At 68.5% G+C, this 26091-nt stretch carries 28 protein-coding genes; 15 read left to right on the top strand and 13 right to left on the bottom strand.

What is annotated here, in order from left to right:
* Together AC07PF_RS07690 and AC07PF_RS07695 are read right to left on the bottom strand one after the other, a co-directional pair.
* The coding region (locus tag AC07PF_RS07690; RefSeq protein WP_494611411.1) for a hypothetical protein at window positions 1-268 on the bottom strand (268 nt) is incomplete at its 3' end.
* Window positions 269-422: 154 nt separating this feature from the next.
* Window positions 423-1376 (bottom strand): LysR family transcriptional regulator, encoded by a 954-nt coding sequence (locus tag AC07PF_RS07695; protein WP_494611413.1) that lies wholly within the window; start codon window positions 1374-1376, stop codon window positions 423-425.
* Window positions 1377-1484: 108 nt separating this feature from the next.
* Here AC07PF_RS07695 and lysA point away from each other — a divergent pair, with 108 nt between their 5' ends.
* Both lysA and AC07PF_RS07705 read left to right on the top strand, forming a co-directional pair.
* Window positions 1485-2735 carry a diaminopimelate decarboxylase gene (lysA, locus tag AC07PF_RS07700; protein ID WP_007860338.1) on the top strand — a complete coding sequence of 417 codons (1251 nt, stop codon included), beginning with the start codon at window positions 1485-1487 and terminating at the stop codon, window positions 2733-2735.
* Window positions 2736-3197: 462 nt separating this feature from the next.
* Window positions 3198-3887, top strand: a complete 690-nt coding sequence (locus AC07PF_RS07705) for an N-acyl amino acid synthase FeeM domain-containing protein (protein WP_007860336.1) — start codon at window positions 3198-3200, stop codon at window positions 3885-3887.
* Here AC07PF_RS07705 and AC07PF_RS07710 read toward each other — a convergent pair whose 3' ends face one another.
* The 4 genes from AC07PF_RS07710 to AC07PF_RS07725 form a co-directional block, all read right to left on the bottom strand.
* Window positions 3888-4898, bottom strand: coding sequence for an NAD(P)H-dependent glycerol-3-phosphate dehydrogenase (locus AC07PF_RS07710; protein ID WP_007860334.1), 1011 nt, complete (start codon window positions 4896-4898; stop codon window positions 3888-3890).
* 70 nt (window positions 4899-4968) lie between these two features.
* Entirely contained in the window at window positions 4969-5427 is a 459-nt protein-coding gene (gene secB / locus AC07PF_RS07715) for a protein-export chaperone SecB (RefSeq protein ID WP_007860332.1), read from the bottom strand.
* Between the two features lie 122 nt (window positions 5428-5549).
* Complete coding sequence (gene grxC, locus AC07PF_RS07720; RefSeq protein WP_007860329.1) at window positions 5550-5810, bottom strand: glutaredoxin 3; 261 nt, start codon at window positions 5808-5810, stop codon at window positions 5550-5552.
* Between the two features lie 90 nt (window positions 5811-5900).
* Window positions 5901-6308 carry a rhodanese-like domain-containing protein gene (locus AC07PF_RS07725; protein ID WP_145695631.1) on the bottom strand — a complete coding sequence of 136 codons (408 nt, stop codon included), beginning with the start codon at window positions 6306-6308 and terminating at the stop codon, window positions 5901-5903.
* Between the two features lie 72 nt (window positions 6309-6380).
* On the opposite strand from AC07PF_RS07725, the gene gpmA reads away from it, so the two are divergent.
* From gpmA to AC07PF_RS07745, 4 genes are all read left to right on the top strand, one after another.
* The gene (gpmA, locus tag AC07PF_RS07730; RefSeq protein WP_007860325.1) at window positions 6381-7124 is read left to right on the top strand and encodes a 2,3-diphosphoglycerate-dependent phosphoglycerate mutase; all 744 of its coding nucleotides are present in this window, start codon (window positions 6381-6383) and stop codon (window positions 7122-7124) included.
* 199 nt (window positions 7125-7323) lie between these two features.
* A complete protein-coding gene (locus AC07PF_RS07735; protein WP_007860323.1) occupies window positions 7324-8760 on the top strand; it encodes a S41 family peptidase in 1437 nt (478 codons plus the stop codon).
* Between the two features lie 143 nt (window positions 8761-8903).
* Window positions 8904-9653 carry a HesA/MoeB/ThiF family protein gene (locus AC07PF_RS07740; RefSeq protein WP_494611414.1) on the top strand — a complete coding sequence of 250 codons (750 nt, stop codon included), beginning with the start codon at window positions 8904-8906 and terminating at the stop codon, window positions 9651-9653.
* Between the two features lie 111 nt (window positions 9654-9764).
* A complete protein-coding gene (locus AC07PF_RS07745) occupies window positions 9765-10181 on the top strand; it encodes a response regulator (protein ID WP_035206272.1) in 417 nt (138 codons plus the stop codon).
* Between the two features lie 118 nt (window positions 10182-10299).
* Here the strand turns inward: AC07PF_RS07745 and AC07PF_RS07750 are convergent, their stop codons facing one another.
* Window positions 10300-10932, bottom strand: coding sequence for a response regulator (locus AC07PF_RS07750; RefSeq protein ID WP_007860319.1), 633 nt, complete (start codon window positions 10930-10932; stop codon window positions 10300-10302).
* A 123-nt stretch (window positions 10933-11055) separates the two neighbouring features.
* On the opposite strand from AC07PF_RS07750, the gene AC07PF_RS07755 reads away from it, so the two are divergent.
* The 7 genes from AC07PF_RS07755 to AC07PF_RS07785 all read left to right on the top strand — a co-directional run bounded on the left by AC07PF_RS07755 (window position 11056) and on the right by AC07PF_RS07785 (window position 16587).
* Complete coding sequence (locus AC07PF_RS07755) at window positions 11056-12420, top strand: sensor histidine kinase (RefSeq protein WP_494611415.1); 1365 nt, start codon at window positions 11056-11058, stop codon at window positions 12418-12420.
* Window positions 12421-12717: 297 nt separating this feature from the next.
* Window positions 12718-12882 (top strand): DUF1328 domain-containing protein, encoded by a 165-nt coding sequence (locus AC07PF_RS07760; protein ID WP_007860309.1) that lies wholly within the window; start codon window positions 12718-12720, stop codon window positions 12880-12882.
* A 55-nt stretch (window positions 12883-12937) separates the two neighbouring features.
* On the top strand, window positions 12938-13327 hold the full coding sequence (locus AC07PF_RS07765; RefSeq protein ID WP_145695635.1) for a DUF883 domain-containing protein: 390 nt from the start codon (window positions 12938-12940) through the stop codon (window positions 13325-13327).
* Window positions 13328-13355: 28 nt separating this feature from the next.
* Window positions 13356-13919: a ferritin-like domain-containing protein gene (locus tag AC07PF_RS07770; protein WP_007860307.1), complete on the top strand. Its 564-nt coding sequence runs from the start codon at window positions 13356-13358 to the stop codon at window positions 13917-13919.
* 123 nt (window positions 13920-14042) lie between these two features.
* Window positions 14043-14360, top strand: a complete 318-nt coding sequence (locus tag AC07PF_RS07775; RefSeq protein WP_007860306.1) for a BON domain-containing protein — start codon at window positions 14043-14045, stop codon at window positions 14358-14360.
* Between the two features lie 299 nt (window positions 14361-14659).
* Window positions 14660-15784 carry a zinc-binding metallopeptidase family protein gene (locus AC07PF_RS07780; protein ID WP_007860305.1) on the top strand — a complete coding sequence of 375 codons (1125 nt, stop codon included), beginning with the start codon at window positions 14660-14662 and terminating at the stop codon, window positions 15782-15784.
* Window positions 15785-15837: 53 nt separating this feature from the next.
* Complete coding sequence (locus AC07PF_RS07785; protein ID WP_494611416.1) at window positions 15838-16587, top strand: alpha/beta fold hydrolase; 750 nt, start codon at window positions 15838-15840, stop codon at window positions 16585-16587.
* Window positions 16588-16764: 177 nt separating this feature from the next.
* Here AC07PF_RS07785 and coaD read toward each other — a convergent pair whose 3' ends face one another.
* The 4 genes from coaD to AC07PF_RS07805 form a co-directional block, all read right to left on the bottom strand.
* Complete coding sequence (coaD, locus tag AC07PF_RS07790) at window positions 16765-17268, bottom strand: pantetheine-phosphate adenylyltransferase (protein WP_007861533.1); 504 nt, start codon at window positions 17266-17268, stop codon at window positions 16765-16767.
* Between the two features lie 158 nt (window positions 17269-17426).
* Window positions 17427-18146, bottom strand: coding sequence for a 16S rRNA (guanine(966)-N(2))-methyltransferase RsmD (gene rsmD, locus AC07PF_RS07795; RefSeq protein ID WP_494611417.1), 720 nt, complete (start codon window positions 18144-18146; stop codon window positions 17427-17429).
* Entirely contained in the window at window positions 18143-19489 is a 1347-nt protein-coding gene (locus tag AC07PF_RS07800) for a M16 family metallopeptidase (protein WP_007861531.1), read from the bottom strand. Before AC07PF_RS07800 ends, rsmD begins: the two co-directional genes overlap by 4 nt.
* Window positions 19490-19506: 17 nt before the next feature.
* Window positions 19507-20985 carry a M16 family metallopeptidase gene (locus tag AC07PF_RS07805; protein WP_494611418.1) on the bottom strand — a complete coding sequence of 493 codons (1479 nt, stop codon included), beginning with the start codon at window positions 20983-20985 and terminating at the stop codon, window positions 19507-19509.
* A gap of 27 nt (window positions 20986-21012) precedes the next feature.
* On the opposite strand from AC07PF_RS07805, the gene ftsY reads away from it, so the two are divergent.
* Window positions 21013-22434, top strand: a complete 1422-nt coding sequence (gene ftsY, locus AC07PF_RS07810) for a signal recognition particle-docking protein FtsY (protein WP_108016316.1) — start codon at window positions 21013-21015, stop codon at window positions 22432-22434.
* A gap of 117 nt (window positions 22435-22551) precedes the next feature.
* The gene (locus AC07PF_RS07815; RefSeq protein ID WP_494611419.1) at window positions 22552-24420 is read left to right on the top strand and encodes a diguanylate cyclase domain-containing protein; all 1869 of its coding nucleotides are present in this window, start codon (window positions 22552-22554) and stop codon (window positions 24418-24420) included.
* Window positions 24421-24485: 65 nt separating this feature from the next.
* Here the strand turns inward: AC07PF_RS07815 and AC07PF_RS07820 are convergent, their stop codons facing one another.
* Window positions 24486-24707: a DUF7661 family protein gene (locus tag AC07PF_RS07820; protein ID WP_007861526.1), complete on the bottom strand. Its 222-nt coding sequence runs from the start codon at window positions 24705-24707 to the stop codon at window positions 24486-24488.
* 75 nt (window positions 24708-24782) lie between these two features.
* Window positions 24783-26063: an SGNH/GDSL hydrolase family protein gene (locus AC07PF_RS07825; protein WP_494611420.1), complete on the bottom strand. Its 1281-nt coding sequence runs from the start codon at window positions 26061-26063 to the stop codon at window positions 24783-24785.
* Between the last annotated feature and the right edge of the window lie 28 nt (window positions 26064-26091).

Genomic DNA, 26091 nt, shown 5'->3' on the forward strand with positions numbered 1-26091 from the left:
TGGGCCGATGCTGGGCGTTGTAGCCGTAGCGCTTGACGGGCTGCTGGGTTTGCGCACGCGAGAGCTGGGCTTTGGGCTGCGTCCGTTGCAAGCCAGCAGCCTTCAGGGCCGCCCGCATGGTCACGGTGCTGGGGGCATTGCGGCCCATGTGATCGGCCCAGGCCAGCGCCAGTTCGGGCAGCGTCGCCTGCGCGTTGTCTCTCACCACCTCGCGCAAGGCCGCGTACTCTGCCGGCGCAATTACGGGTGGTCGGCCTGTCCTTGCCATCGCATTGCTCCTGTTGAATCAATGCTGCAGGATTGTATTTTGTTTTTTCTACACCCTCTTGGCGACGCAAGAGAAAGTTACTGCGCCGCCGGGCGCACATCCCGGCCTCCGCCCTCAACAGGGGCACACCGCAACCACGACAACAACGCAACAACTAAACCAACCGCCCAAGCCGCTCCTTCAAATCACCCGCCTCCGCCTCCAAAGCCTCCACCATCCACCCCACCTCCTCCAACGCCGCCCGGTACAACGGCAACACCAGGCTCACACTGAACGGCACCGAAAACCCCACCCTGCGCACCACCACCCCCTGCCCCGCCACGGCCAGCGCCGTGAGCGGATTGACGATGGCCACCCCCAGCCGGCGCTGCACCATCGCGCACACCGCCACCGCGCTGTGCGTCTCCATGCGCATCTGCCGCGGCACACCGGCCTCGGCGAACAGGGTGTCGATCTGGCGGCGGTACGGATCGTCGGCCGAAAGGCTCACGAACGGCTGATCGGCAAAGTCGGCCAGCTGCAGCACGGGCCTTGCAGCGAGCGCATGGCCTGCAGGCAGCACGGCCACCTCGTCCAAGGTCAGCAGCCGCTGCGAGCGCGTACCGGGCGGGGTGGAGACCTGCTCGCTCAGTGCCATGTCGAAGCGCTGCGCCGTCATCCACTCTTCCAGCAAGGGCGGTTCCTGGGGTGTGACGGAGACCCGGGCGCCCGGGTACTGCGTCAGCAGGCGCGCGGCGGCCCCCGGCAGCAGCGCATGGGACAGCGCGGGCAGGCACAGCACCGACAGCGACTGCGCGGCACCGGCCAAGCGCCCCAGCGCCACGGCCCGATCGACCACGCGGTCCAGGCCCTGCCAGGAGCGCTGCACCTCCTCCCACAGCACCAGGGCCCGGGCATGGGGGCGCAGCCGGCCCTGCACGCGGTCGAACAGGGAGTAGCCCAGCAGCGACTCCAGGCGCGCCAGCTCGCGGCTCACCGTTGGCTGCGAGGTGTGCAGCAGCTCGGCGGCCCCGGTGGCGCTGCCGGCCAGCATGACGGCGCGGAACACCTCGATATGGCGGTGGCCGATGCGCGGCGGCGGGGCGGTGTCATCAGGGGGGTGGATCATGCCGCAAAGCATATCCAAAATGAATAGATTCCACAAAACAAGCATTGGACTGGATGATTGGAGGGCGGCATGATCGGGCCATTCCCCGCATTCCCCGGAGCTTTTCGCATGTCCAATCCCTTCTCCCCCACCCAGCTGCAGTCCCTGGCCGCGCAGTTCGGCACCCCGCTGTGGGTGTACGACGCCGCCACCATCCGCCAGCGCATCGCCCAGGTGTCCAACTTCGACACCGTGCGCTTTGCCCAGAAGGCCTGCTCCAACATCCACATCCTGAAGCTCATGCGCGAGCAGGGCGTGAAGGTGGACGCGGTCTCGCGCGGCGAGATCCTGCGCGCGCTGGCCGCGGGCTACCAGGCCGGTGGCGAGCCCTCGGAGATCGTGTTCACGGCCGACCTGTTCGATGCCGACACACTGGCCTGCGTGGTCGAGCACCGCGTGCCGGTGAATGCCGGCTCCATCGACATGCTGCACCAGTTGGGCGTCGCATCGCCCGGCCATGCGGTGTGGCTGCGCATCAACCCCGGCTTCGGCCACGGCCACAGCAACAAGACCAACACCGGCGGCGAGCACAGCAAGCACGGCATCTGGCACACCGACCTGCCGGCCGCACTGGCCGCCATCGCGCAGCACGGCCTGCAACTCACCGGCCTGCACATGCACATCGGCTCGGGCGTGGACTACGCCCACCTGGCCGAGGTCTGCGGCGCCATGGTGGAACTGGTGCGCACGGCCCACGCGGCCGGGCACGACCTGCACGCCATCTCGGCCGGCGGCGGCCTGTCCATCCCCTACCGCAGCGGCGATCCGGTGATCGACACGCAGCACTACCACGGCCTGTGGAACACGGCGCGCCAGCAGGCCGAGGCCATCGTCGGCCACCCACTGGGCCTGGAGATCGAGCCGGGTCGCTTCCTGGTGGCCGAGTCGGGCGTGCTGCTGGGCGAGGTGCGTGCCACCAAGAACGCCGGCAGCAACCACTTCGTGCTGCTGGACACAGGCTTCAACGAGCTGATGCGCCCCTCCATGTACGGCAGCTACCACGCCATGGAAGTGCTGCGCAGGGATGGCAGCAGCACCGCCACCACGCGCCCCACCGTGGTAGCCGGGCCGCTGTGCGAGTCGGGCGACGTGTTCACCCAGGGTGATGGCGGCGTGGTGCTGCCGCGCGAACTGGCCGAAGCGCGCGTGGGCGACCTGCTGGTGATCCACGACACAGGCGCCTACGGGGCCTCCATGTCCTCCAACTACAACACGCGCCCGCTGATCGCCGAGGTGCTGGTGGAGGATGGCGGCCAGGCCCGCCTGATCCGCCGCCGCCAGACGGTGCAGGAGCTGCTGGCGCTGGAAGAAGGGCTGTAAACAGCGCGCGGGGGCATGGCACCTGCCCCTGCAAGGCCGGTAGGCTCGGGCCTACGCCCGGGCGCCGCGTTGGAGGACAGGCGAGGCCAGGGGGCGGGAATACAGTGAAGTCACTTATCCACTTCCACCCGTTTCCAAGGAGATCACCATGCCCATCATTCTCTGGCTGCTCGGCGTCCCACTTTCCCTCGTCCTGCTGTTGATGCTGTTCGGGGTGCTTTGATACCGTGCCCCGAGGGGCACCGTGCCAACCGCACAAAGCCACATCCGCCCCCAAGGCGGATGCGGCTTTTTTTGACTGCGCGGCGCCGTTCGCGCAAGCCACGCGGCCGTTGGTCGCCACCTGCCGTTTAATGTTTGCCGATGGCCGCTGCCGCCGCTAGGCTGGTGGATTTCCGTGCCTTGTCCCACCCCCTTGGGGCGGCTGAACCAAGGGCATGGAGGAACCGGGAGGAGCCTGCCATGCAAGCCGAAGAACGGACCATCGTCGAACTGGAGTACCCGGGCGAGTACCTGAGCCGCCTGGGCACCACCGAGACCAAGAGCTGCAAGATCCGCCTGTCGCGCAAAGGCCAGGGCGTGCTGGCGCGCATGTACGCCAGCCGGGGCTACAGCATGCAGGCCACGCTGACGCACGACTTCGACCTGAGCAGCCTGGTGGTGCAGATCGACGGGCAACCCGCGGGCACCATCTCCGTGCGCCTGGACGATGGCCACCTGGCGGCAGAGGAGCAGTTCCCCGAGTTCATCGGCGACCTGCGCGAGCGCCGCGCCCGCATCTGCGAGATCGGCAAGCTTGCCATGGACCCGGGCGTGCGCTCCAAGCAGGTGCTGGGTGCCATCTTCCACATCGCCTTTATCGTGGCCTTCCGCGCACGCCGGGCGACCGACATCGTGATCGAGGTGAACCCGCGCCATGCACCGTTCTACATGCGCATGCTGCGCTTCGACCCGGTGGGATCGGCGCGCATGTGCCAGCGCGTGGGCGCCCCGGCCGTGCTGCTGCACATGGATGGAAACAAGGGGCGCCGCCTGATCGACCAGTTCGGCGGCAGGCCCGGCCTGTCGGCGCAGGAGCGCAGCTTCTACCCCTACTTCTTCCACCCCGACGACGAAGAGGGGCTGCTGCGCCGCCTGTCGGCCGGCAGCTGACTAGGCCTCGCCGCGCGGATCGCGGCCCATGAGTTGGGCGACCGCCTCGGCAGGCTGCAGCCGGCCATCGAGCAGGGCCACCACGGCATCGGTGATGGGCATGTCCACGCCCAGCAGCCGGGCGCGCTGGGCCACCGTGCGTGCGCTGTAGACGCCTTCGGCCACGTGGCCGAGCGATTCCACGGCCTGGGCCAGGGTCTGCCCCTGCGCCAGCAGCAGGCCCACGCGGCGGTTGCGCGAGAGGTCGCCGGTGGCGGTCAGCACCAGGTCCCCCAGGCCCGACAGGCCCATGAAGGTATCAGCCCGCGCGCCCAGGGCCAGGCCCAGGCGCGTCATCTCGGCCAGGCCGCGCGTGATGAGCGCGGCACGGGCATTGAGGCCCAACTCCAGCCCGTCGCACAGGCCGGTGGCGATGGACAGCACGTTCTTCACCGCACCGCCCACCTCCACGCCGACGATGTCTTCGTTGGCGTACACGCGCACGCTGGGGCTGTGGAAGGCGGCCACCAGGGCATCGCGCACGCTGGCATGCCCGCTGGCCGCCACCAGGGCCGTGGGCTGGCCGCGGGCGACTTCCTGGGCAAAGCTGGGGCCGCTCAGGGCACCGGCCTGCAACTGGGGCGCGACTGCGGTGCGCACCTCGTGCGCCAGCAGGCCGAAACCGCCGGGCGCATCGCCGGCCACCGATTCAAAACCCTTGCACAGCCAGGCCACGGGGGCCGGGCAGGCGTGCAGCGCCTGCAGCATGCCGCGCAGGGCCGACATGGGCGTGGCCACGATGACCAGGTCGGCCGCCGCGGCCAGCGCAGCGAAGTCCCCCGTGGCCAGCGCCAGCGTGGGCGGAAAGGCCATGCCCGGCAGGTAGCGCGCATTCTCGCGCCCGGCCTGCATGGCAGCCCACTGGGCCGCATCGCGCGCCCACAGCGTGACGGCGTGGCCGGCAGGGTGCTGCGCGGCGCTCATGGCCACGGCAGAGCCCCAGGCGCCTGCGCCCAGAACAAGGATTTTCATGGTGGAGGAAGGAACGCCTGGAGGAGGATCAAGCGGCGGGGACGGCATGCTGCGCCCCCGCGAACCACGCTTACTGCGTGATGATGGGCGACGGATTGCCCGCGGCCTGGGCTTGCTGCTGCTCGAACATGGCCTGGAAGTTGATTTCGGCCAGGTGCACGGGCGGGAAGCCGGCGCGGTTGATCAGATCGGCCACGTTGCCGCGCAGGTAGGGGTAGACGATCTGCGGGCAGGCGATGCCCATGATGGCGCCCATCTGGTCTTCAGGGATGTTGCGGATCTCGAAGATGCCGGCCTGCTTGGCTTCGACCAGGAACACGGTCTTGTCCTTGACCTTGGTCTGCACGGTGGCGGTCACGGCGACTTCGAAGATGCCTTCGGCCACGGGAGTGGCTTCCACGCCCAGCTGGATGTCCACGCTGGGCTGTTCCTGCTCCAGCAGGATGCCGGGGGAGTTCGGTTGCTCGAGCGACATGTCCTTGAGGTAGACGCGCTGGATCTGGAAAACGGGATTTTCTTGGTCGGCCATGGTTGATAAGTCTCTTGTGCTCAAACAACGAGCGGGTGACAAAATGAAACCCGCCGGGGAAGGGCTCCCGCAGCGGGCACATGGGGCTGCATTATGCAGCGCCCGAAGACGGGCCTAGCCGATCACTGGACTCCGAGCAGCGGCATCAGGCCACCGCGGCCGTCCAGCGCCACCAGGTCGTCGTGGCCGCCGACATGGGTGTCGCCGATGAAGATCTGCGGCACGGTGCGCCGCCCGGTAATCTCCATCATGGTGGTGCGGGCCGACGGATCGGTGTCGATGCGGATCTCCTCGATCTGCTCCACGCCCTTGGACTTGAGGATCTGCTTGGCACGGATGCAGTAGGGGCAGACGGCGGTGGTGTACATCTTCACGGGTTGCATGGTGGGCATCTTTCATAGGGGGCAGCCGCTGCTGCCACGGAGCGATGGAGGGGAGGCGCCGGGCGCCCGCCCCTGTCATCTCGGGGCGCTTCAGGCCTTTTCAACGGGCAGGCTGGCCTCGCGCCAGGCCTTGAGGCCGCCGGCCATGGCCTGCACGTTCTCGTAGCCGAGCTTCTTGGCAATGCCCACGGCACGGTTGGCGCGTGCGCCCGTGGCGCATACCAGCACCAGCGGCAGGGCCTTGTTCTTCACCGTGGTGGCCAGGCGCTCTTCGAGCTGGTTCAGCGGGATGTTCTTGGCGCCCCCCACGTGGCCGGCAGCGAACTCCTCGGTCTCGCAGACGTCGATGACGACGGCTTTTTCGCGGTTGATGAGCTGCACGGCCCCGGCCGGGGTGAGCGAACCGCCACTGGCGTTCTTGAGCAAAGGCCACATCAGCATGCTGCCCGAAGCCAGTGCCACGAAGACCAGATACCAGTTGTCGATAATGAATTTCACGGAGATTCCTTGGGTTGGCGAACGGTGCAATTCTAAAATGTATGGTTTTGACCCGCTCCTCCAAGGGAAACCATGCACAAACTCGTACTGATCCGCCACGGCGAATCCACCTGGAACCTTGAAAACCGCTTCACCGGTTGGACCGACGTGGACCTGACCCCCACGGGCGTGGACCAGGCCAAGAACGCCGGCCGCCTGCTCAAGGCCGAGGGGTACGAGTTCGACGTGGCCTACACCAGCGTGCTCAAGCGCGCCACGCGCACGCTGTGGCACACCCTGGACGAGATGGACCGCACCTGGTTGCCCGTGGTGCACAGCTGGCGCCTGAACGAGCGCCACTACGGCGCCCTGCAGGGCCTGAACAAGGCCGACATGGCCAAGCAGTACGGCGATGCGCAGGTGCTGGTCTGGCGCCGCAGCTACGACACGCCGCCGCCGGCGCTGGAAGCCACCGACCCGCGCAGCGAGCGCAGCGACGTGCGCTATGCCCGCCTGGACGCCGGCCAGGTGCCGCTGACCGAGTGCCTCAAGGACACCGTGGCGCGCGTGTTGCCGTTCTGGAACGAGTCCATCGCCCCGGCCATCCAGGGCGGCAAGCGCGTGGTGGTGGCGGCGCACGGCAACTCCATCCGCGCCCTGGTCAAGTACCTGGACAACATCTCGGACGACGAGATCGTGGGCCTGAACATTCCCAACGGGATTCCACTGGTATACGAACTGGACGAAGGCCTCAAGCCCATCCGCCACTACTATCTGGGTGACGCTGAAGCAGCGGCCAAGGCCGCCGCGGCGGTGGCTTCGCAAGGCAAGGCCTAGAAATCGGCGTAAAGCGGGGGTAAAGCCCGCCAATTGCCCCCTTCTGACCTGCGAAAGCGAGTCCCGGCGCGGAACTGCGGCGGGTTGGGCCCTTCTAAGAAGTGGACAGAGGCCTTTTTGAAACGCTTGTTTTCACAGGCGTGTAAAAAAGGCATCCGGCCAGCTTCCCAGGTGTATATTGATGCGGTAAAGGTGTTCTATGGGCCACAAACTCAAAATAGCAGGATGGGTGTCGGTAGGTGTGGTGGCTGGAGCGCTCACCACGGTGTCGTTGCAGACCGTTGCGCGCGGTGCCATGACGCCCCTGCCGCTGGAAGAGATCCAGCAGCTGTCGGCCGTGTTCGGCCTGGTCAAGACCGACTACGTCGAGCCGGTCGATGACAAGAAGCTCATCACCGATGCCATCTCCGGCATGGTGGCCAGCCTGGACCCGCACTCCCAGTATTTCGACAAGAAGTCCTTCAAAGAATTCCGCGAAGGCACCTCCGGCCGTTTCGTGGGCGTGGGCATCGAGATCACCCAGGAAGACGGGCTGATCAAGGTGGTCTCCCCCATCGAAGGCTCACCCGCGTTCCGCGCGGGCCTGAAGACCAACGACCTGATCACCCAGATCGACGAGACCGCCGTCAAGGGCCTGGCCCTGAACGACGCCGTCAAGCGCATGCGCGGCGAACCCAACACCAAGGTCACGCTGACGATCTTCCGCAAGGACGAGAGCCGCACCTTCCCGGTGACCATCACGCGCGAAGAGATCAAGACCCAGTCCGTCAAAGGCAAGGTGATCGAGCCCGGCTATGGCTGGATCCGCCTGTCGCAGTTCCAGGAACGCACGGTGGACGACTTCGTGCGCAAGGTCGAAGAGATCTACAAGCAGGACCCCAACGTGAAGGGCCTGGTGCTCGACCTGCGCAACGACCCGGGCGGCCTGCTCGACGCGGCCGTGGCCATCTCGGCCGCCTTCCTGCCCGAGAACGTCACGGTGGTCACGACCAACGGCCAGCTGGCCGAAAGCAAGTCCACCTACAAGGCGGCGCCCGAGTACTACCAGCGCCGCAGCGGGGGCGACCCCCTGCGCCGCCTGCCGGCCGCCATCAAGTCGGTCCCCATGGTGGTGCTGGTCAACGAAGGCTCGGCCTCGGCCAGCGAGATCGTGGCCGGCGCGCTGCAGGACCACAAGCGCGCCACCATCATGGGCAGCCAGACCTTCGGCAAGGGCTCGGTGCAGACTGTGCGCCCCCTGGGCCCGGACACCGGCATCAAGCTGACCACGGCGCGCTACTACACCCCGAGCGGCAAGTCGATCCAGGCCAAGGGCATCGTGCCCGACGTGATGATCGACGAGTCCGAGGAAGGCAATGTGTTCGCCGCCCTGCGCATGCGCGAGGCCGACCTGGACAAGCACCTGGGCAGCGGCCAGGGCGAGGAAAAGAAGGATGCCGCCCGTGAAAAGGCCCGCGAAGAGGCACGCAAGCGCCTGGAAGAAGAAGCCAAGAAGCCGGCCGCCGACCGCAAGCCGCCAGAATTCGGCACCGACAAGGACTTCCAGCTCGTGCAGGCCCTGAACCAGCTCAAGGGCCGCCCCGTGCTGGTCAGCAAGACGCTGACCGAGCGCAAGGAAGAAAAGAAGGAAAACTGAGTTCTTCCCCGAGCACAGCTCCCACCCGCACAAGGCCGGTCTCCCCAGGGAGCCCGGCCTTTTTCACGCCCGCCACCACCGGGACGCAATCTCCCGCACAATCGCAGCCCGACCTGCAGCCCGCCCCCAGAGCACGACGCCCCATGACCGATGACCAGCTCCTGCGCTATTCGCGCCACATCCTGCTCGACGAGATTGGCATCGAGGGCCAGGAGCGCGTGCTGGCCGCCCATGCCGTCATCATCGGCGCCGGGGGCCTGGGCTCGCCCGCGGCGCTGTACCTGGGTTCTGCCGGCATCGGGCGCATCACCCTGGTGGACGACGACACGGTGGACCTGACCAACCTGCAGCGCCAGATCGCGCACACCACGGCGCGCGTTGGCACGCCCAAGGTGCAGTCGGCCGCGCAGGCGATTGCCGCGATCAACCCCGAGGTCGAGGTCCGGGCGATCGAGGCCCGTGCCGATGCCGCCCTGCTCGACCAGCTGCTGCCCGGCGCCAGCGTGGTGCTGGACTGCAGCGACAACTACGCCACCCGCCACGCGGTGAACGCGGCCTGCGTGCGCCACGGCGTGCCGCTGGTGGCCGGGGCGGCGATCCGCTTCGACGGGCAGATCACGGTGATCGACCCGCGCAGCGGCCAGGCGCCCTGCTATGCCTGCATCTTCCCGCCGGACGCCGAGTTCGAGGAGGTCAGCTGTGCGCTCATGGGGGTGTTCGCGCCGCTGGTGGGCATCATCGGCACCATGCAGGCGGCAGAGGCCCTGAAACTGGTCACCGGCGTGGGCCCCACGCTGGCCGGGCGGCTGATGATGCTGGACGGCCGCTCGATGGAATGGAGCACCATGCATGTGCAGCGCGCACCGGGATGTGGCGTGTGCGCGTCACCGTAGGAGCCCTCCTACGCTGGCCGCGCGCGGCTGCTGTCAGAATGGCAGGCACGCTTCGGTTAAATTCAGAACCAGGCCCGGGTTGCCAGTACCGGCCGTCTTATGGATCAGGTAGTGAAACTCCGCACGTACATCGTTGAAGACAATGCCACCATTCGGGAGAACCTCATCGGTACCCTGGAAGAGCTGGCGTCCGTCGAGGCGGTGGGCGTGGCCGAGACCGAGGACGAGGGCAAGGGCTGGCTCACCGGCCACCAGGAACAATGGGACCTGGCCATCGTCGACCTGTTCCTGCGCCAGGGCAGCGGCCTGGGCGTGCTCGCCGCCTGCCGCGACCGTGCCCCGCACCAGAAGATGGTGGTGCTGAGCAACTATGCCACCCCCGACATCCGCATGCGTTGCGCCCAGCTGGGCGTGGATGCGGTGTTCGACAAATCCAATGAAATCGATGCCCTGGTGGACTACTGCATAGAGCATGGCAGCGTACACCCCGCCCACATCGCCCGCATACCTGTGCGCGGCAACCATTGAGTGCGCTGGCGTTGCGCCAGCCTGCCCGTCCCTCCCGATGAAGAACCGCGCCCGCCTGCGCAGGGCCGCCGCGGCATGCACGCCTTGGCGCGCCTGCCGCCGGGCGGCCGTGGCCCGCTTAGTCGATGAGGCGGTTTTTCAGCGCGTAGTAGGTCAGATCGCTGTTGGACGACAGACTCATCTTTTCCATCAGCCGCGTGCGGTAGGTGCTCACCGTCTTCACGCTCAGCGACAGCGACTTGGCGATGTCGCCAGCCGTCTCGCCCTTGGCCAGCTTGAGGAACACCTGGAACTCGCGCTCCGACAACTGCTCGTGCGGCGGGGCGTCGTCCTTGCGGTTGAGCTGCTGGGCCAGCAGGTCGGCCACGGCCGGGGTCAGGTAGCGCTTGCCCAGGGCAATGATGCGGATGGCCTCGACGATCTCGGCGGGATCGCACTCCTTGTTCAGGTAGCCGCTGGCGCCCTGGCGGATGAGGTTGATCGCGTAATGCTCTTCGGGGTAGCCGCTGAGGATCAGAATACCCATGTCCGGCGCCTTGGCGCGCAGCATGGCCAGGGCGTCCAGGCCGCTCTGGCCGGGCATGGAGAGGTCCATCAGCAGCACGTCGATCTCATGGGTGCGGACCAGGTCGATGGCTTCGCGGCCGTTGGAGGCCTCGCCTTCCACGCGCAGGTCCACGTGCTCGGACAGGAACTGGCGCAGTCCGGAGCGAACAATTGCATGGTCATCCACAATGCCGATCTTGATCATTGAGCGTTCTTTCAGGGAGGGGACTGCCCACTCCCAATTTTTGTTGAATGCACCTGCGTTGCGATCACCCGCTCTAGGGCAGCGCCATGGGCCGGTCTGTGGCCATTATCCAGAATAACGCATATGAATTTGCAAGAGATCGCCAGGGACTTGCTGCCCAAAGTCCGAAAGATGGCCCTGAGCCTGCCCATGGCGCTGCTCGCGGCGCTGGTGCTGGTGGGGATCAACGAGGTCGGACACATGCGCTCGCAAGGCGCCGTCACGCAGATGGCCCACGGCCAGGTGACGCACGGCGCCTTGAACCGCCTGCTGCAGAGCATGCTGGACGCCGAGACCGGCCAGCGCGGCTACCTGCTCACCGGCAACGACCGCTACCTGGAGCCCTACGACAAGGCGCTGGCCAGCGTGCAGCAGGACCTCGACAACCTGCGCAACCAGTTCCTCGACTCGCCCGACGACATGCAGGAACTGTCCATGCTGTCGCGCCAGATCTCGCGCAAGCTCGCCGAGATGGAGCTCAGCCTCAAGCTGCGCCGCCAGGGCAATGAAGATGCCTGGAAGTTCATCCTGCACACCGACGTGGGCATGGAGAACATGGAGGCCATCCGCAAGCACGCCCAGGCCCTCATCGACCGCAGTGCCGTCGTCGTCAAGCAGGGACAGGCGCAGGTGCTGCGCTCGCTGATGCTCTCGCGCATCGGCATCGCCACGGTCACCGCCATCGGCCTGCTGGCCTTCTTCATGTACCTGCGCCAGGCCAACGCCCTGCAGGAGTTCAGCCTGCGCGAGCAGCTGCTGCTCGAGCGCGAGCGCGACCGGCTCGAAGGCCTGGTGCGCGAGCGCACGGCCACGCTGTCCGAGCTGGCGAGCCACCTGCAGCAGGTGCGCGAGGACGAGCGCGGCCACCTGGCGCGCGAGCTGCACGACGAACTGGGCGCCCTGCTCACGGCCGCCAAGCTCGACGTGGCGCGCCTCAAATCCAAGATCGACACCCAGGTGCCCGAGATCGCCGAGCGCCTGCGGCACCTGACCGAAACCCTCAACAGCGGCATCGCGCTCAAGCGCCGCATCATCGAAGACCTGCGCCCCTCGTCCCTGTCCAACCTGGGGCTCACCGCGGCCATCGAGATCCTCGCGCGCGAATACGGCGAGCGCGCCGGCATCGAGGTGGAAACCAGCCTGGAGCCGGTGCAGCTGCCCGAGCCCACGCAGCTCACCGTCTACCGGTTGGTGCAGGAGTCGCTGACCAACATCGGCAAGTACGCCAAGGCGCAGAAGGTGCTGGTCTCCGTGCACAGCCACCCCAAGCATGTGGCGGTGCAGGTGCGCGACGATGGCCAGGGCTTCGATCCGGCCAGCGTAAGCCCCTCGTCCCACGGCTTGGCCGGCATGCGCCACCGCGTGGAGGCCGCCGGCGGGCGCCTGACCATCACCTCGCGCCCAGGCAACGGCGCGCTGGTCTCGGCCATCCTGCCGCTGCAGGGCTGAGCACAGCCACCCGGCAACCCGCTGCGCTGCCTGGGGCCGCTGCAGCAGGCTCCATCTCCCTTCGCAAAAGACCACACGGCCTGGACCCTGGAGTTCCTTGGCCTGGCCGGGCACGCGCGCGCCCAGCACCCTTGCGCAAGCCCGTGTCCTACACACCAGGCGTCCGGGCACCGACAAATGGGCGCGCCGGCCACCGGCATTCCAGCCGACAGGGGCCCCCTACATTGGACCCAGGCGCCAAGAAAAGAAAGGCGCTCCACCACTCGCCGGACTTCCGGCACCAACAAGGAGAAGCACATGCTGCACTACGCCGTCGTTTTCCTGGTCATCGCACTGATCGCAGCCATCTTCGGCTTCGGCGGCATTGCCGCTGGTGCCGTGGGCATTGCCAAGATCCTGTTCTTCGTGTTCGTGATCATGGCTGTCGTCACCTTCGTCATGGGCCTGCTGCGAAGGGGCTGAGTGCCCCGGACCGAGCTGACCAAACATCCCATCGTCTACACCAAGGAGTGACCCAATGACCATCCAAACCGCCACCAACAAGGTTGCCGCAGGAGCCCGCAGCCTCGCCGACGACGTGCTGCAAAGCGCCCAGGACGCAGTGCAAACCACGCGCAGCGTCGCCAACGACTCGCTGGACAAGGCCGAGAACAAGGTACGTGCCCTGCGCCGCGAGGCCGACCCGGCCATCGACGACCTGGCCGCCCGCGCCCAGGAACTGGCCAGCCGCAGCATCGACTATGCCGCCGACGCCAGCGCCCGTGCCCGCCGCCAGGTGCAGGAAGTGGCCGATGCCACCAGCAAGTACGTGGCCGAGCAGCCGGGCAAGTCCATCTTGATCGCAGCGGGAGTTGGGGCACTCACGGCGAGCCTGATCTTGATGGCCTCGCGTCGCCGGGCCTACTGAGCTGTACCGTCCCCTTTCAGGCTTTGCCATGAACAACCAAAACAATAACGATCCCCACGGTCAGCGCGCTCGCAAGATGGTGCTCGATGAGTCAGCCCTCAAGGCCGCGGCCACGAGCAACCTGGACGACGGGGCTGTCACCCCCGCGTTCGCAGAGCATCGCGAGGACATCATCTCGCTGCTCAATGACGCCCTGGCCACCGAATTGGTGTGCGTGTTGCGCTACAAGCGCCACCACTTCACGGCCCACGGCCTGTCATCGCCGGCCATCGCCAGTGAATTCATGGTCCATGCCAACGAAGAGTCCGGTCACGCTGACCAGATTGCACGGCGCATCGTGCAGCTCGGTGGCGAACCCGACTTTGCGCCTGACACCCTGCTCTCGCGCAGCCATGCGCAGTACGACACCTCCTCGGACCTCAAGGCCATGGTGCGTGCCAACCTGGTTGCAGAGCGTGTGGCCGTGGAGGCCTACCGCCAGATGATCGATCTCATCGGCGACAAGGACCCCACGACGCGCCGCATGCTCGAAGGCATCCTGGCCGACGAGGAAGAGCATGCCGATGAACTGAAAGACCTGCTGGAGCAATAGGCCTACCCGCCCGCTGTTCCAGCATCCCACAGCCTACCGGTCATGGAGGGTGCAAAAGACCGACAGGCTGCACTTGAAAAAAAGCACCCGCGTTTGCCAACAACCAACCCAGAAGGACAAATCATGAAATACGCACGTGCCCTCGCTTTTGCCGCCGTCGCCGGCATCACCATCGTCACCGCCACCGGATGCTCGGTCGCACGCGACCAGCAGACCGTCGGCGCCTATGTCGACGACGCCGGCATCACCACCGCCGTGAAGGCCAAGATGGCCGAAGACAAGACGGTATCGGCCACCTCGATCAGCGTGGAAACGCTCAACGGCACGGTGCAGCTGTCGGGCTTCGCCAAGTCGGCCTCTGAAAAGAACCAGGCCGAAAACATCGCCCGCAACACCAAGCATGTCCGCGAAGTGCGCAACAGCATCGTAGTCCGTCCGTAATAGGGGACACCCCCTCCCTGAGGCGCTGCGCGCCTTCACCCCTCTCTCATATTGCTTCGCAATCTGAGAGGGGGACGCCCCCAGCGCAAGCGCTGGATATGCCGCCTTCGCGGCGAGGCGGCCCTTGCGCGGGGGCACTGGCATAGGCCGCGCCCATAGCAAAGGACAGGAACAATCAGCTGGCCCTGCCTCACCGCATGGCCCGCTTTTGTCATTGCGGCATGGCTTGTAGCTCCATTTGCATGGAAGACCCTCCAATGAGTCCACTGCCGCGCAGCGTCTGGGTTTAAGCTCACCCCATGCGGGTATTCAATTGCGACCATTGCGGTCATCTGGTGTTTTTCGACAGCGTGCAATGCCTGCACTGTGGCAGCGCGCTGGCCTTCCTGCCAGACCAACTGACGATGGCGGCGCTCACGCCCGCGCCCCAGGATGGCCCCGACCTGTGGCGGCGCCTGGGCGAGCGTGGCACGGCGCAGTACAGCGGCCGGCTGTACCGCATGTGCCACAACCACACCACCTACGACGCCTGCAACTTCGCGGTGCCGTCCAACGACTATGCCCAGCTGTGCGTCTCGTGCCGGCAGACGCGCCTGCTGCCCGATCTGTCGGACCCGGCCAACCTGCGCCGCTGGAAGCAGATCGAGGGGGCCAAGCGCCAGCTGTTCTACACCCTTGCGCGCCTGGGGCTGGAGCCGGTGCCCGGCCGTTCGGGCCCGGTGTTCGAGTTCCTGGCGGACCTGCTGGGCGGGCCGGCCATCCTTACCGGCCACCAGGGCGGCACCATCACCCTCAACGTGGCCGAGGCCGATGACGACGAGCGCGCGCGCCGGCGCATCGCCCTGGGCGAGCCCTACCGCACCCTCATCGGCCACCTGCGCCACGAGTCTGGCCACTTCTACTGGGACCAACTGGTGCGCGACGGGCAGCGGCTCGACGCCTTCCGCAACCTGTTCGGCGACGAGCGCCAGGACTATGCCGCAGCGCTCGACGCGCACTATGCCAAGGGCAGCAACGGCAACGACTGGTTCCTGAACCACGTCAGTGCCTACGCCGCCGCCCACCCGTGGGAAGACTGGGCCGAGACCTGGGCCCACTACCTGCACATGGTGGACCTGCTGGAGACCGCCGCCAGCTACCAGACCGCCGTGACCGTGCCCGACCCCCACATGGCCCTGCGCCACCACGTGACCGACCCGTTCGCAGCCAGCCATCCGGACTTCCAGGACCTGGTGCGCCAATGGGTGCCGCTGACCTTGCTGCTCAACAGCCTGAACCGCAGCCTGGGGCAGGACGACGCCTACCCGTTTGCCCTGTCGTCCGGCGCCATGGTCAAGCTGCGCTTCGTGCACGACCTGGTGCAGGAGGCGCAGCAGCCTGCCGACAGCGGTGCGCCCCACCTGGCCACCAGTGCGCTGGAGTGACCCGCGGACCAAGCCACCCCGACGCTGACGACCTGAAGACCGACCCGAAGACGATGACGATGACCCGCAATCCACCGCCCAGCCCTGCACCGCAACTCCTGCTCATTCCGGGCCTGGCGGGCGATGCGACGATGTGGCGCTTCCAGAGCGCTGTGCTGCCTGCGGCCCTGCGCCCGGAGATCACCGAGGTGCACACCCGGCCCGAGGCCACGACCGTGCAGGCCATGGCGACCCTGCTGCTGGAACAATACCCCGGCCCCCTGCTGCTGTGCGGCGCCTCGATGGGTGGCATGGTCGCCATGGAAGCCGCACGGCAGGCCCCGGGCCGCGTCCTCGGGCTGGCCTTGCTGGGCACCACGGCCCGGCCGGAGACGGCCGAGATGCAGGCGCTGCGCGAAGCGGCGATCGCACTGTTCGAGCAGGGGCGCGTGCGCGAGGTGATCGAGCCCAACGTGACCTTCGCCTTCCACCCCACGAGCGCGGCGCGTGCCGACCTGGTGCAGGACTACCTCGATTTCGTGCTGCGCGCGGGCGCCGAACAACTGGTGCGGCAGAACCGCGCCGTCATCGCGCGGCCCGATGCCCGGCTGCACCTGCCCGAGCTTAAATGCCCGGTGCTGGTGGTCTGCGGCGAGGCCGACCAGCTCACGCCCCTGGCCTGCTCCGAGGAGATCGCAGGCCTGGTCCCCGGCGCCGAGTTCGAGGTGGTGGCCGATTGCGGCCACATGCTGACCATGGAGCGGCCCGAGGTGGTCAACACCCTGTTGACACAGTGGCTCCAGCGCGGCGGCTGGACTGCATAGAGTACAACCCCCTCAGGCGCTGCGCGCCTTCACCCCTTCTCTCGAATGGCTGCGCCATTCGGGAAGGGGGACACCGCCAGCGCGGCGGGGCGGCCCTTGCGCGGCCGGTCCTGGCTTAGGCAGCGCGCCGTTCAAAGGTTGGCTGGTAACGCAAGAGCCGTACGCAAACCGGCCAGATCATGGTTGGGGCGCCAGGCTGCGGACCTTGACGGCCAGCCGCTCCTCCACCGAGGGCGAGACGAACTTGGTCACCTCGCCGCCGAGCACCGCGATCTCGCGCACGAAGGTGCTGCTGATGAACTGGTACTTGTCGCTGGGCGTCAGGAATACGGTTTCCACCTGGGGCATCAGGCTGCGGTTCATGCCGGCGAGCTGGAATTCGTAATCGAAGTCGGTCACGGCACGCAGGCCGCGCACCATGGCCTTGCCGCCGCGCGAAACGACGAAATCGCGCAGCAGGCCCGAAAAGCTCTCCACCTGCACCTGGGGGTAGGCCTTGACCGCCTCGCGCACCATGTCGATGCGCTCGTCGAGGCTGAACAGGGTCTTCTTGTGGTGGCCCGCAGCCACGGCGACGATCACGCGTTCGAACAACTGGGTGGCCCTGCGCACCACGTCCTCATGGCCCAGGGTGATGGGGTCGAAGGTTCCGGGATAGACGGCGAGCACGTTCTGGGCCATGGCGGGTTGTCTCCTGTACGGCGAAATGGGCACTGGCCCCGGCCTCTTGTGGGCCTGCCGGGCCGCTTGGCCGCATTATGCAGTGCACTGCAACATGGATGTTCCCGCCGCCCTTTTCGGCCGGCCCGGCTGCAGGTGCGGCCGGGCGCGAACGAAACTCAGCTGGCGTCGCCCGGCGTGCTGGCGGCGCCCACGGGCCGCAGCAGGTGCGCATGCACCGCACCGGCCTTGAGGTGGCGGTACACCACCAGGCCGCTGGCGGCCAGGCCCTCGTCGGTCCAGGCGACGGGCGCCTCCAGGTAGACATAGCCGCCGGCCGCCACGGCCTTGCCGGCCGCCTGCAGTGCCGAATCGAACAGGTTGCCGTCGAACGGTGGGTCGATCAGCACCAGGTCCAGGCTGGCCGGTGCGGCCTGGCGCAGCGCGGCAATGCCATCGCCGCGCTGCACGCGCACGGCCTTGGCCTCCAGGCGCTGCTGCAGGGTGTTGAGCTGCGCCACCAGCGCCGCATCGCTCTCCACCAGCTGCACGGCGGCCGCACCGCGCGAGGCGGCCTCCAGGCCCAGGGCGCCGGTGCCGGCAAAGGCGTCCAGGCAGCGCCAGCCCGCAAGGTCCTGGCCGAGCCAGTTGAACAGGGTCTCGCGCACGCGGTCGGGAGTGGGCCGCAGGCCCGGGCGCTGGGCCACGGGCAGGCGCGTGCGCTTCCATTGCCCGCCGATGATGCGGATTTCGCCCGCACCCTTGGGGGCCGCGGCGGCCGCCTTTTTGTCCTTGGCAACCGCCTTGGCACCGGCCTTGGGGGCAGGCGCGGCGGCCGAGGCCTGGGCCTTGCGGATCTCGGCGCTGATGGCGCTGCCGCGCAGGGTCGAGCGGCTCATGGCTTGCCCCCCACCACCACGGTCACCATGCGCTCGGGCTGCAGCTTGCGCTGCATGGCGGCGCGGATGTCGGCCACCGTGAGCGCGTCCACGCGCTGGGTCCACCGGTCCAGGTAGTCGAGCGGCAGGTCGTTCCAGGCGATGTTGGCCACGTTGCCCAGGAGCTTCTTGTTGCTGTCGATGCGCAGCGCGAAGCCGCCGATCAGGTTGTCCTTGGCGGCGCGCAATTCGGCCTCGGTCGGGCCTTCGGCCACGAAGCGGGCGAGCACGTCGCGCGAGACCTTCACGGCCTGGGCCGCCTGGTCGGGGCGCGTCTGCAGGCCGATGGTGAAGGCCCCGGCATGCAGGCCGCCCGCGAAGTAGCTGTACACGCTGTAGCTCAGGCCGCGCTTTTCGCGCACCTCCTCGGTCAGGCGCGAGACGAAGCCGCCGCCGCCCAGGATGTGGTTGCCCACCAGCAGCGCGATGAAGTCGGGGTCGCGGCGGGGAAAGCCGGGCTGGCCGATCAGCACATGCGCCTGCGCCGAGGCAAACGGGATGTTCTTTTCCTCGGGCGCGGTCAGCGCGGCGATCTCGCCCACGGCGGGCAGGGGCGCGCAGGCCGATGCCGCGGGCAGGCGCGCCAGCAGCGTGGCCACCAGGGTCTGGGCCTGGGCCCGCGTGACGGCACCGACGATGCTCACCTTGGCGCGGCAGGCCGCGATGGCGCTGGCGTGGAAGGCCTGCATGTCGGCCACGTTGATGCGCGCCAGCGTCTCTTCCGTGGTGCGCACGCCATAGGGGTGGCTGCCGTACACCGCAGCGCCAAAGGCCTTTTCGGCCACGGTGGCGGGGCGGGTGTTCGACTCCTTGATGCTCGCGCTCCAGCGCGCCCGGTCACGCGCCCAGATGTCGGCCGGCCAGCTCGGCTCGGCGATCTGGCGTGCCGCCAGGCGCGCGGCCTTGTCCAGCAGCGGCGCCTCGGTCAGCGAGCGCAGCGAGAAGTGCATGGCATCGCTGTCGGCGCCGGCCTCGAAGCTCGCGCCCAGGTCGGCCCAGGCCTCGCCCAGGGCGTTCTCGTCGAGCGCGGGCTCTGCGCCCTGCGCCTTCACGCCCTTGGAAGCCATGGAGGCCGTGGCACTGGCCAGGCCGGCCTGCGCCGCCGGGTCGCGGCGGCTGCCGGCGTCGAAGTCGATCTGCACGTCCACCATGGGGATGACGGGGCTTTCCACCAGCCACACGCGGGCGCCGTTGGGCTCCGTCCAGTGCTGGATCGGCAGCAGGGCCCAGGCCGAGCCGCAGTAGAACAGCGCGCTGCTGCTGGCCAGCACGGTGCCGACCGCCAGTTTCTTGAAATTGATCATGGGTGGGGGACCGGGGTTCAGTGGCGGGCAGCACCGGCCTTGGCGGCCGGGCGGGGACGGGGGGTATCGAGCGGCTGCGGCAGCAGCGTGGCCACAGTGAGCTGGTCGTCGCCGAAGTACTTGGCGGCCACGGCCTGCACCTGCTCTGGCGTGACCTTGCGCGCCAGCTCCAGCAGGCGCTCCTCGGCGTCGAGCGGGAAGCCCTGCACCCAGTTGCTGCCCAGTCCCTGCGCCTGGCTGTGGACCGAGTCGCGCTCGTAGACGGTGGAGGCGATCCACTGTGTCTTCACGCGCTCCAGTTCGGCCTGGCTCACGCCATCGCGCGCCACGCGCGCCACCTCGGCGCGCAGGCCGTCCTCGACCTGCTGCGCGGTCTTGCCACCGGTGGGCACGCCGGTGAACATGAACAGCGCCGGCCCGCGCCCCGTGACCATGGCCGAGCTGCCCACGCTGTCGGCCACGCGGTTCTCGCCCTGGCTCAAGGCGCGCTCCAGGCGCGCGCCGTCATAGCCGCTGAACACGGCCGACAACATCAACAGGGCCAGCGCGTCGGTGTCGGACTCCTGCAGGTCCTGCAGGCGCTCCAGGGCCGGCACGCGGAAGGCCAGGGCCACATAGCCTTGCTCGGCTGGTGCCTTCACCGCAATGCGGCGCAGGCCCTGCTGCACCGGCTCCACGCGCGGCTTGCGCACGGGCAGCGCATGGGTGGGCAGCTTGCCGTAGTACTTTTCGGCCAGCGCGCGCACCTTGGCCACGTCCACGTCACCGGCCACCACCACGGCGGCGTTGGTGGGCGTGTACCACTGGCGGTGGAAGGCGCGCACGTCGTCCGGCGTCATGGCGTCGAGGTCGCTCATCCAGCCCACGATGGGGCGGCGGTAGGGCGCGGCGGTGAAGGTGGCGGCAAACAGTTGCTCGGCCAGCATGGCCCGCGGCTGGTCCTCGGTGCGCATGCGGCGCTCCTCCTTGACCACCTCGATTTCCTTCTTGAACTCTGCGTCGGGCCACTGGTTGTGGGCAAACCGGTCCGACTCCAGGCGCATCACGTCCTCGAGCCGGTTGGCCGGGATCTGCTGGTAATAACCCGTGTAGTCGCGGCTGGTGAAGGCGTTCTCGCGCCCGCCCAGGGCCGCCACGCGCCGCGAGAAGTCGCCCGGCGGCACGGTCTTGGAGCCCTTGAACATCATGTGCTCGAGCACATGGGCCACGCCCGAGGTGCCGTCCACCTCGTCCATGGAGCCCACCCGCACCCAGACCATGTGCACCGCCGTGGGGGCGCGGTGGTCGGGCTGCACGATGAGTTGCATGCCGTTGGCCAGCGTGAACTGCTGCGCCCCGGAGGCCGTGGCACGCGGCCCGCCGCCTCCCGGCCCGGGCGGCGCCACAACGGCCCCGCCCGCTGCAGATGATGGATGGGAACCCGGAGAAACCACCGCGGTGGTGGCTCCGGCGCCGAGGCAGGCCAGCAGGCCCAGTAGGGTGAAAGCACGTTTCATAGAATGGCTGATTCTAAGAACCCGCCAATGTTCAGTTTTTTCAAGAAAAAGCCCCCCACCTCGCCCGCCCCTGCCGATGAGCCCCCATCGGTGGCCGCGCCCGGAGCCCCGGCACCTGCTTCCTCACCCGCGGCCCAGCCCGAGCCGCCTGCGCCACAGCCGGCCCCGGCCCCTGCGCCCGCACCGGCCATCCCCGGTCTGGGCTGGCTGCGCAACCCCTTTGGCGGCAAGGCGGAGCCTGCGCCGGCGCAGCCCATCGCGCCGGTACCGGCCCCCGCACCCACGCCTGTCCCAAGCCCTGCACTGCCCCCTGCCCCCACGGCAGCGCCTGTGCCTGCGGCGCCAGCCCCCTGGGCACCCCCTGTCACCATTGCGCCGGTGGCCGCCCCCGTGCCAGCGCCCACGCCGGCAGCACCGGCCCCCTGGGTGCCGTCCCCTGCACCGGCCCCGGTGGCCCCTTCCGTGGCGGCTCCAGCCCCCGTGGTGCGCCCACCGGCGCCCCTGCCCGCACCCGTACCCGTCGTACCCGCACCTGCGCCCGTGGTGGCCGAGCGCAAGGGCTGGCTCGACCGGCTCAAGCTCGGCCTGCGCAAGACCGGCAGCAGCATCGCCACCGTGTTCACCGGCACGCAGATCGACGATGCCCTGTACGAAGAGCTCGAAGAAGCCCTGCTCATGGCGGATACCGGCGTCAAGGCGACACAGCACCTGCTGACCGACCTCAAGCGCCGCGTAAAAGACAGCAAGACCACCGACCCGGCCCTGGTCAAGGGCCTGCTGGCCGATGCCCTGGCCGACCTGCTGCGCCCGCTGGAGAAATCCCTGGTGATCGGCCAGTTCACGCCCACCGTCATCATGGTGGCGGGCGTCAACGGCGCGGGCAAGACCACCTCCATCGGCAAGCTCACGCGCCACCTCTCGGGCGAAGGCGCGGCCGTGCTGCTGGCGGCGGCCGACACCTTTCGTGCGGCGGCGCGCGAGCAGCTCGGCGTCTGGGCCGACCGCAACACGGTGGAGATCGTGAGCCAGGAGGGCGGCGACCCTGCCGCCGTGAGCTTCGACGCGGTGACCGCCGGCAAGGCCCGGGGCAAGGACGTGGTGCTGGTCGACACGGCCGGGCGCCTGCCCACGCAGCTGCACCTGATGGAAGAGCTCAAGAAGATCCGCCGCGTGGTGACCAAGGCCGATGCCACGGCCCCGCACGAGGTGCTGCTGGTGATCGACGGCAACACTGGCCAGAACGCTCTGGCCCAGGTGCGTGCCTTCGACGATGCGCTGCAGCTCACCGGCCTGATCGTCACCAAGCTCGACGGCACCGCCAAGGGCGGGGTGCTGGCCGCCATCGCGCAGGAGCGCCCGATCCCCGTGTACTTCATCGGCGTGGGCGAAAAGCTCGAAGACCTCGAAACCTTCAATGCCCGCGAATTCGCCCAGGCGCTGCTGACCTGAGGAGGAGCCGGGCGCCATGGCCGACGGGATGGCGGAAAACCCGGGCAAAAATAGCATTTACCGCTGGCAGCAATTGCCACATGATGGAACTTCGCTCACGGGCTGCGGGGAGGTTCCTTGTTCGTCGAACTGGTCAAAGGCGCGGCCCTGCTGCTGGCTCTGTGCTTTCTGCACGGGGCCAACATCCGCCTGTGGCGCAGACATCCCCGGGTGGGCAAGGCCTTCTCGGGGCTGTTGTTCGGCGGCATCTGCATCGTGGGCATGCTCTCGCCCCTGACCATTTCGCCCGGCGTCATCATCGATGCGCGTTCGGTGGTGCTGTGCATGGCGGGACTGTTCGGCGGCACCACGGTGGCGCTGATCGCCGGGGCCCTGTCGGCCGCCTGGCGCATGTGGCTGGGCGGTGCCGGGGCCCTCGTCGGGGTGCTGAGCATTGCCACCTGCGTGGCCGCCGGCCTCGCCTACCGCCATGCGCGCCAGCGCTGGCAACTGGGCGTGGGCATCTGGCCGCTGCTGGTTTTCGGCGTGCTGCTGCACCTGGCGGTGGTCGGGCTGTTCCAGGCGCTGCCAGCCGAGGTGGCGGCGCGCATCAATGACACCGTGGCTGTGCCTTACCTGATGATCTTTCCGGTGGCCACCGCCATGCTGGGCCTGCTGCTGCGCGACGTGGAGCAGCGCCAGGCCACCGACTTCGCCCTGGTGGGCAGCGCCGCCCGGCTGCGGGCCATCACCCAGGCGATCCCCGATGCGCTGGTGGTGCTCGACGCCCAGGGCCGCTGCATGGAGCTGTTTTCGCACCACGAAGGCATGCATGCCGCAGGGGCACCGCAGCGCGTGGGTCAGCGCATGCACGACATGCTGCCCTCCAGCGAGGCCCAGCGGCTGGGGCAGTTGCTGCAGGACACGCTGGCAGCGGGCGCACCGCGCAAGCTCGAATACACGGTGTACACGGCCTCGGGCATCCGCTACTTCGAAGGGCGGGCGCAGCCCCTGGGCACCGAAGTCGATGGCCAGGCGGCCGTGCTCTTCCTGGCGCGCGACATCACCGAGCGCTGGCAGGCGCAGCAGGCGCTGCACGAATCGGAGTTGCGCTTTCGCTCGCTGCTGCTGGGCATCCCTTCGGTGTCGGTGCAGGGCTACCGGGCCGATGGCACCACCACTTACTGGAACAAGGCCTCGGAGGAGCTGTACGGCTACACCGAGCAGGAGGCCCTGGGCAGGAACCTGCTGGAGCTGATCATCCCCGAGCCCATGCACGAGGCCGTGGCGGCCCAGGTCGCGCACATGTTCAGCTCGGGCGAACCCATTCCCGCAGGCGAGCTGCGCCTCGAACGCAAGGACGGATCGCCGGTGGACGTGTTCTCAAGCCACGCCTACGTGCATGTGCCAGGCCAGGAGCCGGAGATGTTCTGCATCGACATCGACATCTCCCGGCGCAAGGCCGCCGAGGAAGAGGCGCGCCGCCTGGCCCTGTACGACACCCTGACCCAGCTGCCCAACCGGCGCCTGCTGACCGACCGGCTGGAGCAGGTGATGGCGGCCAGCAGCCGCAGCGGCCAGATCGCGGCCGCCCTGTTCATCGACCTGGACCATTTCAAGGCCCTCAACGACAGCCGCGGCCACGCCGTGGGCGACCTGCTGCTGCGCGAGGTGGCCACGCGCCTGCGCGCCTGCGTGCGCGAGCAGGACACCGTGGCCCGCCTGGGTGGAGACGAGTTCGTGGTGCTGCTGCAAAGCCTGGGCCAGGACGCCCCTGAGGCCACCGACAAGGCACGGGCCGTGGGGGAGAACATGCTGGCCGCCCTGCGCGAACCCTACGACCTCGGCGGGCAACCCTACCACTGCGAGGCCAGTATCGGCGTGAGCCTGGCGTCCGGCCACGCCCTGACAGTGGACGAGGTGCTGCGCCAGGCCGACAACGCGATGTACCAGGCCAAGACCATGGGGCGCAACCGGCTGTATGTGTACCTTGCCGATGCGGGGTAATGGGAACCCCTGGGCGGGACAGAACACCAGGGCCGGTCAACACCAATTTCGGGGTCGCGAAGGCCCTAGCTGATGCGGTGCACCTCGCCGTTGTGCGGCATGGCGCTCTCGTGGAACAGGTCGGCCAGGTACTGTGCCAGCTCGTCGGCCTCGATGAAATCGGGCACCACCCAGCCGGCCGGCGCGCGCTTGCCGTCCGCGCCGATCAGGAACGACTGCCACTGTGCGCCGTGGCGCTGCACTTCGACGATGCGGCCAAAGACGTTGAAGCGGGGGTGCTGGGACATCGGGCTTCTCCAGAAAAACGCTGCCACCAGGGCGCAGCTGTCCACCGGTTGTAGCAGGTTCCTGGTAGGCGGACCTCAGCGCCCCAGCAGCGCCTCCAGGTCGACGGCCGCGGCCATGGCGCGGTAGCCTGCATCCCCAGGGTGCAGGTGGTCGCCGGAGTCCATCTCGGCGCGCAGGTGCGAGGGACGGGCCGGGTCGCGCAGCAGCGCATCGAAGTCGACCACGGCGTCGAAGGCCCCGGCCTCGCGGATCCAGCGGTTCACGGCCTGGCGCACGGCGTCCTTCTCGGGCGAGTAATGGCCCGCCAGCGGCGTGCCGGCCAGCGCATCGCCGAACGGCGGGATGGTGCCGCCCACCACACGCACATTGTGGGTGCGGGCCATGGCGATGAGCTGGCGGTAGCCCTGCACCAGTTCCTCGGCGCGCAGCGCCGGCTCCCCGGGCGCGAAGGGGCCGCCGGGCCAGCCGATGTCGTTGGTGCCCAGCAGCACGATGAGGGCGCGCACGCCGGGCTGGCCGAACACGTCCTGCGCGGCCCGCGTGAGGCCGGCGCGGCCCATGCCGTCTCGCAGCAGGCGGCCGCCGGAGATGCCGGCATTGAGCACGGCCACGCCCTGCCCGGCCAGGCGCTCGGCCAGCGCATCGGGCCAGCGCGCGTTGGCGCCCGGCGTGGCGCCGTTGCCATCGGTGATGGAGTCGCCGAGCACCACCACGGCGGCGGCGGGTGCCGGGGTCTGTACCGCCAGGCCGCTCACATAGACGCGGGTGCTCCACGCGGTGGCTGTAGCCGGCAGCTGCAGGGCGGCGGTGTGCTCGCCCTCGGCCACGTAGGCCGTCTGGCGTGCATCGAAGTGGAAGCCCGCGGGCGCGCTGAGCTGGGGCAGGTACAGCGACACGGCGACCTCGGCCAGCGCAGGCAGGGGCAGGTCCACCGGGTCGCTGACCCAGCGCGCACCGGGCGGCACCACGGTGGCGGCCTGGCCGCCGAAGAGCAGCGGGCGGTCCGTGCCCGGCACGGTGGCCGATCCCCCAGCACCCTGGGCATGGCGCGCCACGCGCGCCGCGCCGATGTGCAGCGGCACGCTGCTGCCCTCGTTGCTCAGCACCACGCGCAGCTGCGTGCCGCCGATGCTCAGGCGCGCCACCTGGCGGATGGTCTGCCGGTGGTGCTGGAAGGGCAGGCCCAGCGGCAGCACGAAGTCGCCGCCCCACAGGGGCTGGGGGGCGGCCATCCAGCTCGGGCTCCAGTGTTCTGCGCCGCCAGCCGGGGGCGCGGCGACGGCGTGGCCTGCGGCAACGGCCAGTGCCAGCAGGGCGTGGCGCATGCGCGCGGTGATTTTCGAAGGGGGGTTCATGGGTGCACATCCTCGGGTGGGCTGAAAG

This window comes from Acidovorax sp. GW821-FHT10A04 (assembly GCF_059415825.1).

Excerpts from the sequence above, each read along its gene's own strand:
- AC07PF_RS07695 (WP_494611413.1), bottom strand. The coding sequence starts at position 1,376 with ATGATCCACCCCCCTGATGACACCGCCCCGCCGCCGCGCATCGGCCAC.
- lysA (WP_007860338.1), top strand. The coding sequence starts at position 1,485 with ATGTCCAATCCCTTCTCCCCCACCCAGCTGCAGTCCCTGGCCGCGCAG.
- AC07PF_RS07705 (WP_007860336.1), top strand. The coding sequence starts at position 3,198 with ATGCAAGCCGAAGAACGGACCATCGTCGAACTGGAGTACCCGGGCGAG.
- AC07PF_RS07710 (WP_007860334.1), bottom strand. The coding sequence starts at position 4,898 with ATGAAAATCCTTGTTCTGGGCGCAGGCGCCTGGGGCTCTGCCGTGGCC.
- secB (WP_007860332.1), bottom strand. The coding sequence starts at position 5,427 with ATGGCCGACCAAGAAAATCCCGTTTTCCAGATCCAGCGCGTCTACCTC.
- grxC (WP_007860329.1), bottom strand. The coding sequence starts at position 5,810 with ATGCAACCCGTGAAGATGTACACCACCGCCGTCTGCCCCTACTGCATC.
- gpmA (WP_007860325.1), top strand. The coding sequence starts at position 6,381 with ATGCACAAACTCGTACTGATCCGCCACGGCGAATCCACCTGGAACCTT.
- AC07PF_RS07735 (WP_007860323.1), top strand. The coding sequence starts at position 7,324 with ATGGGCCACAAACTCAAAATAGCAGGATGGGTGTCGGTAGGTGTGGTG.
- AC07PF_RS07740 (WP_494611414.1), top strand. The coding sequence starts at position 8,904 with ATGACCGATGACCAGCTCCTGCGCTATTCGCGCCACATCCTGCTCGAC.
- AC07PF_RS07750 (WP_007860319.1), bottom strand. The coding sequence starts at position 10,932 with ATGATCAAGATCGGCATTGTGGATGACCATGCAATTGTTCGCTCCGGA.
- AC07PF_RS07755 (WP_494611415.1), top strand. The coding sequence starts at position 11,056 with ATGAATTTGCAAGAGATCGCCAGGGACTTGCTGCCCAAAGTCCGAAAG.
- AC07PF_RS07760 (WP_007860309.1), top strand. The coding sequence starts at position 12,718 with ATGCTGCACTACGCCGTCGTTTTCCTGGTCATCGCACTGATCGCAGCC.
- AC07PF_RS07765 (WP_145695635.1), top strand. The coding sequence starts at position 12,938 with ATGACCATCCAAACCGCCACCAACAAGGTTGCCGCAGGAGCCCGCAGC.
- AC07PF_RS07770 (WP_007860307.1), top strand. The coding sequence starts at position 13,356 with ATGAACAACCAAAACAATAACGATCCCCACGGTCAGCGCGCTCGCAAG.
- AC07PF_RS07775 (WP_007860306.1), top strand. The coding sequence starts at position 14,043 with ATGAAATACGCACGTGCCCTCGCTTTTGCCGCCGTCGCCGGCATCACC.
- AC07PF_RS07780 (WP_007860305.1), top strand. The coding sequence starts at position 14,660 with ATGCGGGTATTCAATTGCGACCATTGCGGTCATCTGGTGTTTTTCGAC.
- AC07PF_RS07785 (WP_494611416.1), top strand. The coding sequence starts at position 15,838 with ATGACGATGACCCGCAATCCACCGCCCAGCCCTGCACCGCAACTCCTG.
- coaD (WP_007861533.1), bottom strand. The coding sequence starts at position 17,268 with ATGGCCCAGAACGTGCTCGCCGTCTATCCCGGAACCTTCGACCCCATC.
- rsmD (WP_494611417.1), bottom strand. The coding sequence starts at position 18,146 with ATGAGCCGCTCGACCCTGCGCGGCAGCGCCATCAGCGCCGAGATCCGC.
- AC07PF_RS07800 (WP_007861531.1), bottom strand. The coding sequence starts at position 19,489 with ATGATCAATTTCAAGAAACTGGCGGTCGGCACCGTGCTGGCCAGCAGC.
- AC07PF_RS07805 (WP_494611418.1), bottom strand. The coding sequence starts at position 20,985 with ATGAAACGTGCTTTCACCCTACTGGGCCTGCTGGCCTGCCTCGGCGCC.
- ftsY (WP_108016316.1), top strand. The coding sequence starts at position 21,013 with ATGTTCAGTTTTTTCAAGAAAAAGCCCCCCACCTCGCCCGCCCCTGCC.
- AC07PF_RS07820 (WP_007861526.1), bottom strand. The coding sequence starts at position 24,707 with ATGTCCCAGCACCCCCGCTTCAACGTCTTTGGCCGCATCGTCGAAGTG.
- AC07PF_RS07825 (WP_494611420.1), bottom strand. The coding sequence starts at position 26,063 with ATGAACCCCCCTTCGAAAATCACCGCGCGCATGCGCCACGCCCTGCTG.